This is a genomic window from Desulfobulbus elongatus DSM 2908, from assembly GCF_000621145.1.
Classification (GTDB): Bacteria; Desulfobacterota; Desulfobulbia; order Desulfobulbales; family Desulfobulbaceae; genus Desulfobulbus; species Desulfobulbus elongatus.
Genome location: NZ_JHZB01000011.1, coordinates 11837 through 28611 on the forward strand (window position 1 = coordinate 11837; position 16775 = coordinate 28611).

Annotated in this window: 13 protein-coding genes; 1 reads left to right on the forward strand and 12 read right to left on the reverse strand. The window is 65.3% G+C overall.

Annotation, left to right across the window (positions count from 1 at the left end):
* Nucleotides 1–212 precede the first annotated feature (212 nt).
* The 9 genes from Q362_RS0107655 to Q362_RS22160 all read right to left on the reverse strand — a co-directional run bounded on the left by Q362_RS0107655 (nt 213) and on the right by Q362_RS22160 (nt 12192).
* Nucleotides 213–1667, reverse strand: coding sequence for a hypothetical protein (locus Q362_RS0107655; RefSeq protein ID WP_028318201.1), 1455 nt, complete (start codon nt 1665–1667; stop codon nt 213–215).
* A gap of 74 nt (nt 1668–1741) precedes the next feature.
* Nucleotides 1742–2995 (reverse strand): polysulfide reductase NrfD family protein, encoded by a 1254-nt coding sequence (locus Q362_RS0107660; protein ID WP_028318202.1) that lies wholly within the window; start codon nt 2993–2995, stop codon nt 1742–1744.
* 3 nt (nt 2996–2998) lie between these two features.
* On the reverse strand, nt 2999–3928 hold the full coding sequence (locus Q362_RS0107665; RefSeq protein WP_028318203.1) for a 4Fe-4S dicluster domain-containing protein: 930 nt from the start codon (nt 3926–3928) through the stop codon (nt 2999–3001).
* A 41-nt stretch (nt 3929–3969) separates the two neighbouring features.
* The gene (locus Q362_RS19705) at nt 3970–4482 is read right to left on the reverse strand and encodes a cytochrome c3 family protein (RefSeq protein ID WP_035216040.1); all 513 of its coding nucleotides are present in this window, start codon (nt 4480–4482) and stop codon (nt 3970–3972) included.
* Nucleotides 4479–6326: an ATP-dependent zinc metalloprotease FtsH gene (gene ftsH, locus Q362_RS0107675; protein WP_028318204.1), complete on the reverse strand. Its 1848-nt coding sequence runs from the start codon at nt 6324–6326 to the stop codon at nt 4479–4481. The genes Q362_RS19705 and ftsH overlap by 4 nt, the downstream gene beginning before the upstream one ends.
* Nucleotides 6323–7252 carry an IS1595 family transposase gene (locus Q362_RS0107680; RefSeq protein WP_028318205.1) on the reverse strand — a complete coding sequence of 310 codons (930 nt, stop codon included), beginning with the start codon at nt 7250–7252 and terminating at the stop codon, nt 6323–6325. Before Q362_RS0107680 ends, ftsH begins: the two co-directional genes overlap by 4 nt.
* A 336-nt stretch (nt 7253–7588) precedes the next feature.
* Complete coding sequence (locus Q362_RS0107685) at nt 7589–9397, reverse strand: sigma-54 dependent transcriptional regulator (protein WP_028318206.1); 1809 nt, start codon at nt 9395–9397, stop codon at nt 7589–7591.
* Complete coding sequence (locus Q362_RS0107690) at nt 9394–10170, reverse strand: PAS domain-containing protein (RefSeq protein ID WP_028318207.1); 777 nt, start codon at nt 10168–10170, stop codon at nt 9394–9396. The genes Q362_RS0107685 and Q362_RS0107690 overlap by 4 nt, the downstream gene beginning before the upstream one ends.
* Nucleotides 10171–12192, reverse strand: coding sequence for a PAS domain S-box protein (locus tag Q362_RS22160; RefSeq protein ID WP_157469956.1), 2022 nt, complete (start codon nt 12190–12192; stop codon nt 10171–10173).
* Nucleotides 12193–12363: 171 nt separating this feature from the next.
* Between Q362_RS22160 and Q362_RS24735 the strand changes: the two genes are divergently transcribed.
* Nucleotides 12364–12495: a hypothetical protein gene (locus tag Q362_RS24735; RefSeq protein ID WP_281172875.1), complete on the forward strand. Its 132-nt coding sequence runs from the start codon at nt 12364–12366 to the stop codon at nt 12493–12495.
* Nucleotides 12496–12798: 303 nt separating this feature from the next.
* Here Q362_RS24735 and Q362_RS0107710 read toward each other — a convergent pair whose 3' ends face one another.
* From Q362_RS0107710 to ypfJ, 3 genes are all read right to left on the reverse strand, one after another.
* Nucleotides 12799–13023: a hypothetical protein gene (locus Q362_RS0107710; protein WP_157469957.1), complete on the reverse strand. Its 225-nt coding sequence runs from the start codon at nt 13021–13023 to the stop codon at nt 12799–12801.
* A gap of 345 nt (nt 13024–13368) precedes the next feature.
* Complete coding sequence (locus Q362_RS0107715) at nt 13369–15162, reverse strand: KamA family radical SAM protein (RefSeq protein WP_028318209.1); 1794 nt, start codon at nt 15160–15162, stop codon at nt 13369–13371.
* A gap of 563 nt (nt 15163–15725) precedes the next feature.
* On the reverse strand, nt 15726–16574 hold the full coding sequence (gene ypfJ, locus Q362_RS0107720) for a KPN_02809 family neutral zinc metallopeptidase (RefSeq protein WP_028318210.1): 849 nt from the start codon (nt 16572–16574) through the stop codon (nt 15726–15728).
* Nucleotides 16575–16775 lie beyond the last annotated feature (201 nt).

The window sequence follows — 16775 nt, forward strand, 5'->3', positions numbered from 1 at the left end:
TTTCTCTTCACGGGGACAACCGGTACTACCGCCACGGAACCGTGGCGCGGCATTGTGGCGGCCACGGTTCCGTGGCGTGGCAAGGACAATGATGTGGCGGCCGCGGCACGGTTGTGTGGCGCCGTGTTGCAGACAGGTGCCGTTGCCCGAAAAGCGTGGCGGCCGGGCCTGTGGTGCGCGGTGGGCGTGTGCTCGACGGGAAAGAAGAGGGATCAGGCGGCGATGGGGCGGCAGGGCAGGTCGAGGAGAAGATGCGTGCCCTGCAGGGTCGGCTCGACGGTGAGCGAGGCCTGGTGCCGATGCATCAGATGGGCGCAGAAGGTCAACGAAGGCCACACCGGCTCGGAACCGTCGTCCCAGGCGGCGGCGCTGTTGGTCAGCACGAGTTGGAGTCTGCGGTCCGCTCCGGGCTGAACGCGGCAGGCTACGTTCAGCCACTTTTCTGAGCGCGCGCCGGTCGTTTCGCGGTGCAGCGCACGCCGGCCCTGCTGCAATAGGGTGAGCAGCACCAGCCAGAGGTCACCGGCGGGTATCGGTATGTCATGACGGCAGTCGGTGGGCAGGCCGAGCGCGACGGATTCGGCCCGCAGGGGTTTGTCGAGCACCAGCAGCACCATCTGGAACAGGGACGGTAGGGCGATGCTCGCCGCGCTCCGCGCCGACTGCCATTGGCTGACCCGCTGGAGCGCCGCGACCAGGTCCGCCGTCTTCTTTTCCTCTCGCACCAGCGCCCGATACAGGCCGGCCGTCTCCTGCCGGTGGCCACCCTGTTCCGCGATGTCGATCAGGGTCTGGGTGTAATTGATCACGCCGTTGATGCCGTTGGTCAGCTCGCTGGCCAGCTCCAGGCCGATGCAGCCGGTGAGGGCGTGGCGGTAGCGGAGCGCTTCCCGGTGCAGGGCTTCCGGCGCAGTTGCGTCGCCCCCTGCCGCCGGCCGGTACGGCTCGCTGGCAACAGGCAGCGCGCGTAGGCGCGCCACCAGCGCGGCCAGCGAACAGTGGGGATCGCGCTCGTCGCCGTCATCTCCCGGCGGCGTGGTCAATCGGCAGAGGGCGAGGACCGGCGCGGCCAGATGCCGGTTGAGCAGGTAGAGCAGGGTGCAGGACAGCGCGACGATCAGACCCAGGGCGCCGACAATGATCCGGTGCAGCCCCAGCAACATGGTCTGGGCATGGTCGCCGAGCAGGAAACGGAACTGCTGGAGGCCGATATTGGTGCCGTCGAGGGAACGGACCACCGCCGCCGTCTCCTCAGTTTTTTCGTGCCGCCGCTCCTGGACGGCCCGCAGGCGCACCTCGAGACCGACGAGGTCGACCCGGCCGGGCAGGAGGTTCCGCAGGGCCTCGGGAACGAGGAGGTCGCCCCGCAGGGCCGCCGCCTCTTTTTCCAGATGCTGCAACTCGTCGTTGCAGGCGCGCAGGTCGATCTCTTCCCCCATGACCAGGGATTCGTTGAGATGGTCCCTGATGGCGGTGAACCGGAACAGCAGCCGGTCGCTGGCGGCCACGGTCCGCCGGCACTGGTCGTAGAGCATGTACTGGCGGACGCCGAGCGCCAGGACCAGGGCGAGAAACACGAGCACCGTGGCGGTGATGGCGCGGAACAGCCGGTCCAGCGGCCAGTGCGTCCAGCGGTGCGCGGTGCGTTCCTGCAACGGTATGGTCACGGCTCATCTCCGGGAAAGGGGGCGGATTCCGGCGGGAAACGGGACGAGGCCGACGGAATCCGCAGCCGGATGCGCTATTTCTCCCCCTGCCACTGGTAGAGGATGGGCAGGCGGTAGAGAATGAAGCGGTAGACGACGAAGTACAGGGCAAAAATGGTGACGGTCACCCAGATTTCCTTCCAGTGCGGCACCTCCCGGTAGAGCTGCCAGTTGAAGCAGATCATGGCGGTGTTGAGCCGGTTCCAGACAATGCCGAGCACGCTGATCAGGGCGGCCCAGCGGACCAGGCCCACCCGCCGATGCTTGACCCCGTAGGCGAAGAGACACATCGGCAGCACCACCGCCAGCGCCATCTCCAGCAGGAAGTACCGGCCCCAGCCGGTGAGCAGGTATGCCCACTCGTTGTCGTGGGCCACACCCACCACCTTGATCACCAGGTAGGTGATGAGGGCATAGGCGCAGCCTTTGCCCAGGCCCAGGGTGCATTGGTCGACGTTGTCGAGGAAGCGGCGGTCACAGCGCCAGGCGAGATGCCGCTTGCACAGGGCGCCGGCGACGATCACCATCGACAGGCCGGCGAAGATGGCCGAGCAGAAGAAGTGGATCCACTGGAAACTGGCCGACAGCCACAGCGGGTGGACCTTGGCGGGCGCGTAGTTGAACAGCGCGCCCAGGGCCCCCTGGTGCAGGGTGGAGAGGATGATGCCGGCAATGGTCAGGCCGATGGTGATCGAGCGGACGAAGCGTTTGCCCTTGAGCCAGCCGGTCCACTCGAAGTAGGCCGACGAGACCTCGGCGATCTGCACCGAGAGATAGGTGGCCACATGCCAGGCGACGAGGAAAAGCACCGCCGCCGGTCCCAGTGAGACGAACATCGGATAGTAGAGCCGCCAGGGCATGCCCAGGTCGACCTCCAGGTAGACCACGGCGAAGAAATAGCCGAGCAGGCCGTTGAGCAGGGCCAGCCGCTCGATGGGGACGAAATCCTTGCGGCCGAAGATCTCCACCGTGGTGCCGAGCAGAAAGCCCGAGGCTGACAGCGGCACCATGCCGAACAGGCCGAAGCCGAGAAAGAGCCCCCAGGGGTAATCGTTGGAGGCGTGGGTGATCGAGCCCAGGCCGAAGAGATAGCGCTGAAGCAGGATCGGCACGCCGACGGCGAAGACGAAGCACAGCGCCCAGTTGACCGGGTTGCGCAGAAACTGGGCCCGGTACTGGTCCCAGCTCAGCCCCAGCAGGAGTTTTTCCCGGATGGTCCACCGGCCGCCGTCCGGCCTGAGGTGGTTGGTAATGGGTATGACCTGGTTGTTGGCGATAAAGGTACGCATGGTTCAGACTTCTCCCTCGTTCTTGTTCACTTGCTGCATCTTCTCCTTCCTGTGTGCCAGCAGGTGAAAGCCGGCAAAGAGCGCCGGCCAGATGGTCAGCACCATGGGCACGATGCCCAGGAAATCCTTGACATAGTTGAGGATGGGTTCCTTGGGCACCGAGGTGTCGAACCCCGCCTGGTCGAAGGGCGCGGGCGAGAGATACATCCAGGCCGTGCCCCCCGCCTCGTGCTCGCCATAGATATGGTCGACATAGGCCGACGGGTTTTCGCGGATGCGCTGCCGCCCCATGGTCACCAGGTCCGAGCGGCGGCCGAAGGTGAGCGCCTCCTGCGGGCAGGCCTCGACACAGGCCGGAGGCAGCCCCTTGGTCAGCCGGGTATCGTAACAGAAGACGCATTTCATGATCCGCGGCTTGAAGGCGCTGGAGTAGCGGAAGGTCGGGATCAGGAACGGGCAGGCGATCATGCAGGTCCGGCAGCCGACGCAGACGTCGGGGTCGTAGACCACCGCCCCTTCCGGGGTCTTGGTATAGGCGTTGACGAAGCAGGAGGTCAGGCAGGCCGGCTCCTGGCAGTGGTTGCACTGGATCTTGCGGAAGAGCGGATGTTCGCGGCCGGGGATGTCGTAGCGGTTGACCACGGTGTAGCGGGTTTCGTCGGTGCGCCGCTTCTGGCCGTGGTGGAGTTCGTCGAACACCGAGAAATCGTTGAACGGCTTTTCCGGGGCGGGCAGTTGTTGCTCCTTGTTGCAGGCGGCCTCGCAACTGCGGCAGCCGACGCAGCGGGACAGGTCCACCAGCACGCCCATGGCGTTGGGGTAGCCTTCAAAGGAGGCGGCCTCTGTTTGTGCGGGCGCCAGGGAGACGGTGGCCGCGGCGGAGGCCAGCAGGCCGCCGCGCAGGAACCGGCGCCGGTCGATCAGGGTAGGCATGGTCGTTCACCTCAGTAAATGAAAGGAATAAAATGGGCCGGTCAAGGGGTCGCGCTGCCCCGGTTCTTGGAGTCGACACGGAAGAACGCCCTGCCGGCGTCGGTCAGGGCATGGCAGCCTTCGCAGCCGGAAGGGGCATTTTTCTTCACATGGCAGGGGATGCAGTTGAGATGGTAGGCCCCCTTGAGGCCGGGTTTGTCGATATGGTAGAGGTTGGGGTTGCCGGCGGCGGCGACCTGTTCGGGATAGAACTGTTTGCCGGTGTGGCAGTCCTTGCACGAGACGATGCTGGCCTCCGGCGAATAGGCGTGGCATCGGAAGCAGTTGGAGTCCGTGTCCTCCTGGCCGGTGGTATGGTGATGGCAATCCTTGCACCGGGCCAGCTTGGTGTGGCGGATGTGGCTGAAGCGGACCGGCTGGTACAGCCTGGCCAGGCTGTCGATGACGACCGTTTCCGGCGCATCGTACTGGTCCAGGGCCAGGCCCGGCAGCGGCGGCGTCCCGGCCAGCAGCAGAACCGCCGCTGCGAGCACGGTCCGGGGGGGTGTTCTCATTGCATGTCCTCCGTATGGTGATCTTGTTGGTCTTCGTCGGGTTTCCTGTTTTCCGTCAAAGCGCGTTCGACATCCCGTTCTTTGAGGTAATTGCGGTACACGATGTCCACCTCCTCGGCATCCATGGTTTCGTTGAGGAGCAGGACCTCGGCGAAGGTGTGGAGAAAGCGGTTGTGTTTGTGCAGCAGGTCGGCGGCCTGATCGGCACATTCCCCGATCAGCTGCCGGATCGCCCTGTCGATGCGGCGGGCCGTCATTTCGCTGTGGGGCGCGCTCTGCTCGCCGCCGACGAACTCGCCGCCGCGGCGGTAGGCCACCGGTCCCAGGTCGGCGCTCATGCCCCATTCGCAGACCAGGCGGGCGGCGATGTCCGTGGCCTGGAGGATATCGTTGCTGGCGCCGGTGGTCAGACGGTTGAACACCAGGGCCTCGGCGGCCCTGCCGCCCATGAGGATGGCGATCCGGTTCAGCAGGTAGTCGCGGGAATAGGTCAGGCGGTCGTCGAGGGGCAGTTGCTGGGTCAGGCCCATGGCCCGGCCCCTGGGGATGATGGTGATCTTGTGCAGGGGATCGGTCTCCTTGAGCAGGTAGCCGACGATGGCGTGGCCCGCCTCGTGGTAGGCGGTCAAACGCCGGTCCTGCTCGCTGACCGCGATGCTCTTGCGTTCGAGCCCCATGACGATCTTGTCCTTGGCCTCCTCGAAATCGTCCATGTCCACCGCCGCCTTGTTGTGGCGGGCCGCCATCAGGGCGGCCTCGTTGACCAGGTTGGCGATCTCGGCGCCGCTGAAACCGGGGATGGAACGGGCGACGGTGGGCAGATCGATGGCCGGGGCGGTGACGATTTTCTGGGCGTGCACTTCGAGGATCTTCAGCCGTCCCCGCACATCGGGCAGGGACAGGGTGATCCGGCGGTCGAAGCGGCCGGGCCGCAGCAGGGCCGGGTCGAGGATGTCGGGCCGGTTGGTGGCGGCGATCAGGATGACCGTGTCCCTGGTGTCGAAACCGTCCATCTCGACCAGGAGGGCGTTCAGGGTCTGGTTGCGCTCATCGCTGGCGCCGGTGCCCTGGCCGCTGGCGCGGCGGCCGCCGATGGCGTCGATCTCGTCGATGAAGATCAGGCAGGGCGGATGCTTCTTGGCCTCGGCAAACAGTTCCCGGACCCGCGAGGCGCCGACCCCGGCGAACATTTCGACGAAATCGGAGCCGCCCAGGGAAAAGAAGGCCACCGAGGCCTCGCCGGCAATGGCCTTGGCCAGGAGCGTCTTGCCGGTGCCCGGCGGTCCCTGGAGGAGCACGCCTTTGGGGATCTGGCAGCCGAGCCGGCTGTATTTCTCCGGATTCTTGAGGAATTCGACGATCTCCAGCAGCTCTTCCTTGGCCTCGGTGATGCCGGCCACATCGGCAAAGGTGACCCGTTCGCTCCTGACCGGGGTGAAGCGGGCGGTGCGGCGGCCGCCGAGCGCGCCGGCCACCGTCTTTTTGCTGAAGATGAGCCAGCCGGCCAGGATGAGAACCAGGGGCAGCAGGACCTTGAACGCATTGATTGCGCCTGAGGTCGGCTCGGCCTCGCCGGTGACGATCACGTCCCGCTCCACCAGCAGGGGCACCAGGGCGGGCGGGTCCGGGGCGAAGGTGCCGAACGGCCGGCCGCTGTTGTCCTCGCCGGTCAGGGTTTGCCCCCGGAGGTGCACCTTCTTGATGCGGCCCTGCCGCAGATCGGCGAGGAATTCGGTGTACGGCCGTTCCGGCGGCGTGATCTCGAGCAGATAGACGTTGTAGCCGAACACGCCGATCGCGGTCAGGGTGAGCAGCAGCAGGCCGAGCTGCACCGGATTGCTCATGGTTCCTCCTGCGGCAGTTTCGCCGCCACGGCGGCCCGGACCGCATGGCGGTAGCGCTCGATCGAACCGCCGAGTACGCCGCCGAGCAGGGCCGTGAACACCGCTTCGTGGTCGGGCAGCAGGGCGGCATTGTTGCGGAAACAGAATTCGTCCAGATACAGTTGCAGATGCCTGCAGGTGACCCCGCCGCGGTGCACCCCGTGGAGACAGGTTTCCAGGCGGCGGCTCAGTCCCTGGATGCGCGGCGACGGTTCCCGGCGGCAGGGGACGACCGTATAGGCGCCGGCCCCGCGGAGCAGCGGCAGAATCTGGTGGTCGCCGCTCAGCAGGGTGCTTGTTTCCCGGACCGCCTCCCTGAGAAAACGGAAGAGGTTTTCCTCCTCGACCGCGGCGATATGGCGCATGCGCATCCGGCTGATGCTGCCGAGGGCGGGCACGATTTCCACCGCGGTCAGGACCAGGGCGCGCTCCCCGCGGCGAGAGGCCGGCGCCACGGGCTCGCAGCCGAGTTCCACCACGCCCCGGCAGGGCTGCCGGTCCGCCTGCGCCATGGCCGTCCGCAGTTTCTGCAGCCAGACCCAGGCGGTCTGGTAGCAGGACAGGCCGAACAGGCGCTGCAACTCCTTGGCGCTGGACTCGAACGGCGAGAGACTGAACCAGCGGATGGCCAGCAGCCATTCCCTGATCGGCTTCTTCGTGCCGTGCAGCAGGGTGCCGGTGGTCAGGGAACTGCGGTGGCCGCAATAGGGACAAACAAGTATGCGGCGGGCGGCCATGCCCGGGTGGCAGGTGCGGCACAGGGGACAGACAAAGCCCTGGGGCCAGCGCAGCCGGAAGAGAAAGGCGATGCTCTCCTCTTCGTCCGGGAACAGGCGGGCAAAGGCATGCAGGGGGGCGGTCTGGCTGTCGGGGGCGATGGAAGGCATGGCTGTTGGGCGCACTCCGGAGAATGAACGTATCCACTTGGCTGCGGACGTTTGCACGGTCGGTGCCACACCGCGCCTGCCTGGCCGAATGTTGGCAGCGGTTCGCTCAACATGCTTGTTTCATAAGGAAATATTGACTGTTCTCCCGTTGGCACCACGGGGCGGGTTGGTTGTGGCTTCCGTCTGAAAAAATGGAGACTGTTCTGTTAATGGATTGAAAATATGAATGAAAATTGACTGGACACCTGGAGGGCACCTGCCGGGGCGGCGGCCCGGCCGCGTACCACGGAAGTGTGGCGGCGCCACGGTTGTGTGGCCACGGAATCGTGGCGGCAGCTAGAGGTCGGCCTGGGAGAGATCGAGGCGCAGCTCCCGGATCCTGCGGTAGAGGGTCGTGCGGTCGATGCCGAGCAGGCGGGCGGCCTTGGCCTTGTTGCCGCCGGCTTTCCGCAGGGCCTGGAGCAGGCGTTCGGAGGGGGAGAGTTCCGGCGGCGGCACCGCCGGAACGGCTGCGGGGTGCGCGGGCCGCTCGCCGCCTGCGGGGCCGACGGACTGCGCCGCCGCCATCTGCGCCTGATACTGGGTGATCTCCCGCGAGAGATGGTCGGTGGCGATGGTCGGGCCCTGGCAGAGGACGCAGGCCCGCTCGATGACGTGCTCCAACTCGCGCACGTTCCCTGGCCAGGGGTAGGCCAGCAGCAGCTGCTGCGCCTGGTCGGAGATGCCGCCGATGTTCTTCCCGATTTTGGCGGCGATCCTGTCGATGAAGTGGCCGGCGAGCAGGAGAATATCCTCGCCCCGTTCCCGCAGCGGCGGCAGGATGACGTCGATCACCCGCAGGCGGAAGTAGAGATCCTCGCGGAAGGCGCCCGCGCGGACTTTTTCCCTGAGATTGACATGGGTGGCGGCGATCACCCGGACATCGACCCGTAGCGGCGTATCCTGGCCCACCGGATAGAAGGTGCTTTCCTGGAGAAAGCGCAGCAGCCGCAGCTGCATCATCGGCGGGATGTCGCCGATCTCGTCGAGGAAGAGCGTGCCGCCGTCGGCCTGGAGGATGCGGCCCATGCGGTCGCGGTCGGCGCCGGTGAACGAGCCCTTGCGGTGGCCGAACAGTTCGCTCTCCAGCAGCGTTTCCGGGATGGCGGTGCAGTCGACCTTGATAAGGGGCCGGTTGGCGCGGTGGCTCTCCCGGTGCAGGGCCTCGGCGGCCAGTTCCTTGCCCGTGCCCGACTCGCCGGTGACCAGCACGCTCAGGTCCAGGCGGCCGACATTCTCGATCAGGGTGTACACCGCCTGCATGGCGTCGCTGGCGCCGAGAAACCGGTGAAAATGGTGCCGCCGGCCCGCCGGTTGCGGCTCGGGACTGGTCAGGTCGCGCAGCACCATGACCGCGCCCCCGATGCCGCCGGCCCCGTCCTTGAGGGGGGCGGTGGCAACGCTGAGCACCTTTTTGGGTTGATCGACCTCCCGGCACTCGAACAGTTTCGGGCTGCTTTCCTGGCCGGTTTTCAGGACCTGGAGCAGATCCTTTTTCAGCGGCAGGAAGGCCTCCCGGCCGCAGAGGGGGATAATGCTCCGCCGGTCGGCCAGACCGGGATCCAACTCGTTCAACAGCAGCCGGGCCGCCGGGTTCATTTCCATGATGTTGAGATTGCCATCCACGGTGACGATTCCGTCGGTCACGCTGCGGAACACGGTTTCCAGAAAGGCACGGTCGCGTTCCCGCTCCCGTTCCGCCCGCCGTTGCCCCTGCTCCAGCCGATACTGGCGCAGCGCCAACCGGGCCGTCTTCAGCAGCGTCTCCTTGTCCACCGGCTTGGGGATGTAGTCGAAGGCGCCGAGCCGCACCGCCTCGGCCGCGGTTTCCACCGTCGGGTAGCCGGTGATCATCACCACCGGGCAGACCATCCCCAGCTCCCGGACCCGCTTGAGCACGTCGATGCCGGTGTGGCCGCCGAGGACGATATCGCTGACGATCAGATCGAAACGGTGGGCGCTGATTTCCCGCAGGGCCTCCGCGAAGGTGGCCGCGGTGCGCACCGGCGCATATCCCTGGTTCTGGAGGAAAAACTGAAAGGTGTTGCGCAGGCTTTCCTCGTCGTCGATCACCAGGATGGCGGCTTTCTCGGCGGGGTCGTTCATGGTCGTTCTCCCGGAGGCAAGGGTTGGCGGCAGACGGTCAGGTCGCGGAAGACCACCACCGCGCCGGTCAGCCGGCGGTTTTCGAGGATCGGCGTGCTCATGTATTCCACCGGAAAGCTGGTGCCGTCGCGCCGCCAGAAGATCTCGTCGCCGCCGAAATGGATCTTGCCGTCCCGATAGGCCTGGTGGATCGGACATTGGCTGACCGGATACGGCTCGCCGTCGGCCCGGGTATGGTGGATCAGGCCGTGGTGCGACTGGCCGACCAGGTCGTCGGCCTCCCAGCCGAGCATCAGGGCGGCGGCCCTGTTGACAAAGGTCACCCTGCCGTCGATGTCCAGGCCGAAGATGCCCTCGCCGGCGGATTCGAGGATCAGTTCCATCCGCCGCTTGATCCGCCTGGTCTCGGTCTCGGCCTGGATCCGTTCGGCGATTTCGCGGTTGAGCGAGGCGTTGGCCACGCTGATCTCGAAGGTGCGGCGCTCCACCCGTTGTTCGAGATCCTCCTTGACCGCGGCCAGTTCACCGCCGGTTTCGTCCAATCGCCGCTCCAGTTCGCCGAGGTCCCGGCCCAGTTTGCCCACCTGGGCGCGAACCAGCACGGCAACCGCGAAAAACAGGCCGACCATGACCAGAAACGACAGCAGGGCAAAGGGCCATTGCCGCACCTCTTCCGGGCCGATGAGCATCTGCCGGTCCATCAGCGCCAAAAGCACGGCGGCCACGAAAAAAGACATCCCCAGTTGACCGAGCAGCCTGGTCTGTGCCGGCATTCAGTTCGTGCCTCCCTCTGCCGTGGGCAGATCGATGATGGCGGTGGTCCATTCGCCCCATTGGCTCTTGATGCGGAAGTGCCCCTTGTTTTCCCGGATCAGGCTGTGACTGATGCTCAGCCCCAATCCCGTGCCTTCCCCCTTGGATTTGGTCGAGAAAAAGGGGTCCATCAGCCGGTCCATCAGGTCGTGCTCGATGCCGGTGCCGTAATCGGTGATGGTGATGCGCACGAGATCCCGCTGCCCGTGCTGCCTGGGAAAGGCGGCGATGGCGATCAGCTTGTCGGCATGGGCCGTGGGATAGCGTTCGTTGAGGGCGTAGCGGGCGTTGCTGAAGACGTTGAGAAAGACCTGCTGGATCTGCTGCGGGTTGCAGAAGGCGAGCGGCAGGTCGTCGGCATAGTCTTCCGCCAGGGTGATGCCGTCGATCAGGTACTGATGCCGGATCAGTTCGATGCAATGGCGAAACAGGGTGGGCACGTGCACCGGTTCGGCGCTCTGCTCCCGCTTGCGGGAAAAGTCGAGCAGGTTCTTGGTGATGCCGGCGATGCGCTGCCCCTCCCTGATAATATGGCGGAGGATGCGGGCATCGGGCCCGGCCTGGCCGGAATCGATCAGGATCTGGGCGTAGTTGATGATACCGTTGATCGGGTTGTTGATCTCGTGGGCCACGCCGGCGGCCAGTTCGCCCACCGAGGCCAGTTGGGCGGCGCGGAAGGCCTCGGCCTTCATCAACTGTTCCTCGGTCAGATCGCGGGCGAGCAGCAGCGCCGCTCCGGAGGTGCCGTCGCAGGCGAGCAGCGGGCTGACGGTGAGCAGGAAATTGCCGCGCAGGCCCTGGAGTTCGGTTTCGAAAATACGGCTCTTCTTCTGGCCGAGCAGCACCTCCAGCGGGCAGATGGCCCCGGGCCGGCGGTTGCCGTGCAGGATCTCGCACACGCCGCGGCCGATGAGTTCTTCGCGGGGTCGGCGCGCCGCCGCCACCGTGGCCGGGTTGACGTCGAGGATGGTCCCCTGTTCGGAGACGATCAGGGCGGGGTCCTGCACCGAGGAAAAGATGTTCTCCCATTTGGCCAGGGCGTGGTTGAGCGCCTGGTCGGCCGCGAGCTTGCCGGTGATGTCGATGCCGAACAGCACCAGGCCCACCCGGCCCTGCTCAATGTCCGGACGGATGGAACCGTGCCACTCGATCATCCGCCTGTCGCCGTTGCGGGTGAGCAGTTCGGCCTGAAAATTCATCTCCGACCAGCCGCCCTTCAACACCCGGGAAAACCTGTTCTGACTCTCGGCCCGCTTTTCCGGGCTGATGAGGACATCCACCCAGAACTTGCCCTTGACCTCGGCCTCGGCATGGCCGGTGACCTCCTGGGCGGTGGGGTTGAAGGAGAGGATTTCGCCGCAATGGGAGAGCGACACCAGCAGGGCCTGGACCGTCTGCACGATCTCGCAGTTGAAGTCGTGCTCCAGGCGCAGGTGGCGCGAGGTGTCGTGCAGGGACAGGGCGCGGGAGAGGGTCGCGGCCACATTGGCGATGAAATCGAATTCGATCCCGGTCAGACTGTCCTCCCTGATCGAGTGGACGGTCAGTACCCCGTATTGCTGCCGGTTATGGACCAAGGGCCAGGAACCGCAGGTGCGGCTGCCGGTCATGGCCGCGAGCCGGCCGAGCGCCCCGGCATCGTCTTCGGTGTCCAAACCGGCGACGACCGGGCCACCGTCGCGCAGGGCCCGCGCCGCGCTGTTGGTTGCCGGCGCCTCCCCGACCAGCCGCTCCAGCGCCTGCCGGCATTGCCGTGCCGGCAGGCCGTCCCGGACGACCATGGTGACCGGCGCGATCGTGTTGCCGTGCTCTTTTCTTCCCACCCACACCAGGTTGTAGTCCGGGTCCTGGAGGAGCAGGCTGCAGCAACGGGTGAGAAACACCGTCTCGTCGGCGACCGACTCGACCTGGAGTTCGCCGATGTCCCGCAACAGTTTGTAGCGCTGCACGTACCGCGCTATTCTGCCCGCCTCCGTTTCCATGTCATGCTGTCCCGGTTGACCGTTGTCGGCCGTGTTGTTCCGCCACGATTGTGTGGCGCCGGCCGCGACCGCGCCACACAAATGCCACACAACCGTGGCGGATGTGCGGCATGATTGTCGTTTTTGTCCTCATCCGTGCATCGAATATGCCCGTGTCAGGAGGGCGGAAACATGGGAACGAAAAGAGGGGGAGGCAAGAAGGGGGCGTTCTTGCCGAGAGATGGCGACGGCGGCAAGGCCGGGCCGGGGGCAGCGGCCTCGGCCATTCCGACCCGGGCGACGGCCTTGCTGTCGGCTGCCTGAATAGCCGCGTCCGTTGGAGGCGTCGGCAATGGCCCTGCTGGCCGGCGCCCCGTTGCCGGGGGGATCGGGAGTGGCGCCGAGGATGCGATGGGCCTCATTCGCCTGGGACACGGGCGTGGTTCAGGTCGGTGATCCCGGTCGGGATAGCCTCCGCGCCGGTTTCGGTGGGGCGGGAGGGCGTCCGGCCCGGTCCCGAGGTGGCCTCGTGGCCGACCGCGCTTCCCGCCGAGCCGACGATGGAGCTGTCCACGCCTGCCGTCGGTCAACGGCAGGCGGTGCCGAACATGGTGCCCGCCGGGCCACTCACCGATTGCCGCGCTGCTGGCCGCGACCGCCGCCGCAACGGCCGCCCCGGCCCGCGCATCGCCCGCCCTGACGCATGCCCCGGCCCATGCCCTGGCCGGCATCGGCCTGGCCGGTCTGCGCCCCGGCCGGCTGCGCATCGTTTACATTGTTTTGCCTGCACCAGCCCAGCCCGCGGCCGAGCGGTCCGTTGCCCGTGGGGCCCTGTCCGTTCATTCCTGGCATACTGTACCTCCGTTGGTGATTGTGCGCGGGGACGGAGCGCCGGGCAAGGAGAATGCCTGCCGGATGCATCGCTCCCCGCCCGGTGCTGCTTTGCTTGCGGCCCCGCACTTTATGCCGGTAACAAAGCATTCCTCGTGCCAGAGGGCGGCTTCGGTGTCAACAGTAGAATAACCGTACGGAAAGACGAGGGAAAATAATACACCCGGTGATACAGGCGCAGGGGAGAGCCATGGTACGGGTCGCGCTTGCGCAACGTTGTGCGACTCTGTTGGGATGCCATCGTGCGACTCCGTTGGGCGGCCAGGGCGCTGGCCGCATTCCGGCCGCGCCCCGAACGCCGGTCGCTCAGTAGTAATACCAGATCGAATTGTAGTCCCGGATCTGTTCGCCGTCGCGCCGCAGCCGCTTGAGATAGTGATAAATGGAGACATCGGTATAGATGTAGGTCTCCATCAGCGCCATTTTTTTCTCCCAGGGGTGGAACTCGTACACCCGGCGCCCGTCGGGCAGCAGGGCGATCATGTCCCGGTTCTGCCCCGCCCGGAGATAGTTTTTGCCCAGACGCGGCACATTGAATACGATTTCATCGGTGCGCACCGCGCCCGGAAAGAGCCGCGCCTCCTCTTGCTGTTCCTGGAGCAGGCGGGCGATCGGCACCCGGTAGTCGTCGGTTTCTTCCTTGCCCTTGGTGTTGAAGGTGTAATAGGGGGTCACGCCGATCAGCCGCAGTTGCTGGCGTAGGGCGGCGGCCTCGAATTTGCGCGAATTGTAATAGGTGAACACCAGTTGGTTGTAGACCCCGACCCCGAACAGACGGAACCGTTGCACCGCCTGCATGGCCTCGGGGGTGATTTCCGTGGGGTGCTCGAAATGGGTGATGATCAGCATTTCCCGGCGGCCCGGTTCGTGAAAACGGGTGATGGCACGCACCAGGGACTCGGTGATCCGTTGCGGCAGGGTCACCGGGGTGCGGGTGCCGATCCGGATGCGGACCACGTGCTCCATCTGCGACAGGCGCGCCAGGATCATCTCCAGCCGGTCGTCGGCCAGGATCAGGGGATCGCCGCCGGTCACCAGGACCTCGGAGATTTCCCTGGTCTTCTCGATCCACCGCAGGGCCTGCTCCAGTTTGTGGTCCCCCAGGGCGGCGCCGGCGGAGCACGTGTCCCGGATCTGCCAGTTGCGCTGGCAATAGACGCAGATCTGCGGACAGGTCAGCACTGGCTTGAGAATGACGATGCCGGGATAGCGGCGGGTGATGCCGTCGATGGGCGAGGTGTCGCCCTCGCTCATGAAATCGCTGGAACAGGCGGGGTCCTGGCGCAACGCGATGATCCGCTCGACATACTGGCGGGGTGGAATCACCTGGGCGCGGATGGCTCGATCCCAGGTCCCGGTGTTGTTCGGATCCATCAGCGATACCGTGTAGGGGGTGATGCCGAAGGGAATCCGCTGCTTCCTGGCCATGGTGACGGTTGCGCGCTCCTCCCCGGAGAGGGTGATGAGGCTGCCGAGGACATCGGGATCGCGGATGATGTTCCGGGTATGCCAGGTCCAGTCGTTCCATTCCAGATCGGTGATTCCGAAGGCATGGAACAGCCGCTGCCTGTTCAGGCTGCGCTGCCGCACCAGGGCGTCATCCATGCCGCAGGGGTAGCGTTCGACGAATCCCCGGGCCTTGCGCGCCATGCGGGAAAGATCGGCGGATCGGAGCCTGGCGGCGGTTCTGCCGCTGTACCTGAGAAAGGCCGGCGGTTTTTCGACGTAGATATTCGCAAGCCCCCCGATGCCCTTGAACAGATGCCGCAATTCCGCCAGAAAGGCGGCCGTCGGCGCCGGGCCGACGGGCCGGTCGTGCAGCAGGCCATCCAGATAGGACAGGAGCGAAAAACCGGCCAGTTCCTCGCTACGGGTGTTGAGCATGTTGCGCAGCACCCAGACCGTGTCCCGGCAGGTGACCCATTCCAGGGAGGCCATCTCCCGACAATTATCGTAGATTTTGAGCAGAATATTGGAAAGATGGTTGCGAAGCAGCAACCGTTTCTCCTCCAGGGGCCGGTCGGCAAGAAAAAGGGCTGCCATTGCCGGATCAAGGGCAATGATTTTGCGGAGTTGTCGTACTCGCTGCACGTGGTTCATGGGGCACCTTCACCTAACGTTGAAGGGTATGCCGGCATGTGGGCGCGCTCCGCCTGACGCGGAAGGCGTCTGCAATCCGCATCCGCCATATTCCGGCACCGGGCCGGGTTGCATATGTCGTGAATTGCAGCGAATCACCGTTCCCGGCTTACGGGACGGCCATTCTGTATTTGCGGAAACACTGGATGTTCAGCAAAGGTGGAGCATACCATCGACGGTTTTCGTTTCCTGAGTCCGGACCGTCAATGGGGCGGCATACCCCTTTGTTGAGAGCGGGGAAGACCGTGCCGTCCCCGGTTGGGGGGAACAGGCAGGCCACGGAACACAACAGCGATTTTTATACTCGTATGCGGCGGGAAAACGCAAGGGCAACCTGCCCCCCTCTCCGGGACGTCCGTGAAGGACGGGGGCGGGAGTGCCTTTGCGCCGGGGGCGGCGGCCGGGTTTTTTCAACGCCGTCCGCGTATCCGGGCGGGACATTCCTGCGGATGGGACCGCGCCTTTTCAGGCGGTCGAATCAGGGCCGCGACCTCCTCGTTCACCGGTTCGGCGGTTTGATTGCATCAATTATTAAACGTGTTGCAATTGCGGATATCGCCGCTTTTCAGGCCCCGTTGAAACCAGGCGACCCGCTGTGCCGAACTCCCGTGGGTGAAGGAATCCGGCACGACATATCCCTGGGCCCGTTTCTGCAGATTGTCGTCGCCGATCATGCTGGCCGCGTTCAGGGCTTCTTCCACGTCTCCCGGTTCGAGAATATTCCTCACCCGATCGGCATGATGCGCCCAGACGCCGGCGAAGCAATCGGCCTGCAGTTCCAGTTTAACCGACACCTTGTTGTATTCGGTCTGGGAAAGTCGTGCGCGCAGTTCCTGCACTTGATCGCTGATGCCCAGAAGATTCTGGACATGATGGCCGATTTCGTGGGCGATGACATAGGCCTGGGCGAAATCGCCGGGGGCCTGGAGCTTGTTTTTCAGCTCGGAATAGAAACCGAGATCGATATACACCTTTCTGTCGGCCGGACAATAAAAGGGCCCGGTGGCGGCCTGGGCGAAACCGCAGGCGGACTGCACCGCTCCGCTGAACAGCACCAGCTTGGGTTTTTCATACGTCCCGCCGGCCTGCCTGAAAAGCGTCTCCCAGGTGTCCTCCGTGTCGGCAAGGACGACGGAAACAAAATCCGCCAGCTTGTTTTCTTCCGGACTCGACACGCCCGCTTCCTGCCTGGCCGGAAGGTCGCCACCCTGGAACGTGTTCAGGATGACGGCGGGATCGACGCCGAAATACATGCCGACAAGGGCAAGGAGCAGAACGGCTATGCCGCCTCCCTTCAGGCCTCGGCCCCCCTGGGGCGTCATCCCCCGCCTGTCTTCCACGTTGCCGCTTCTTCGCCCCATCTGCCAACGCATCCTACACCTCCCTTGCCTCGCTGGAATTTCCGCGTCTCCGGCACGCCCGTCCCGACGGTTTTGCGGGGGCGGGGTCAGATAAAAGATCGCATCAAGGTTCCGATCGTATGATTCCTCCATGGAAACACATTGTTAGAGCAGATTAACCATTCCTGCCGGTGCGTCCACTTTTTTGTGCCGGATCAGGGTGCCGTGGGCCGG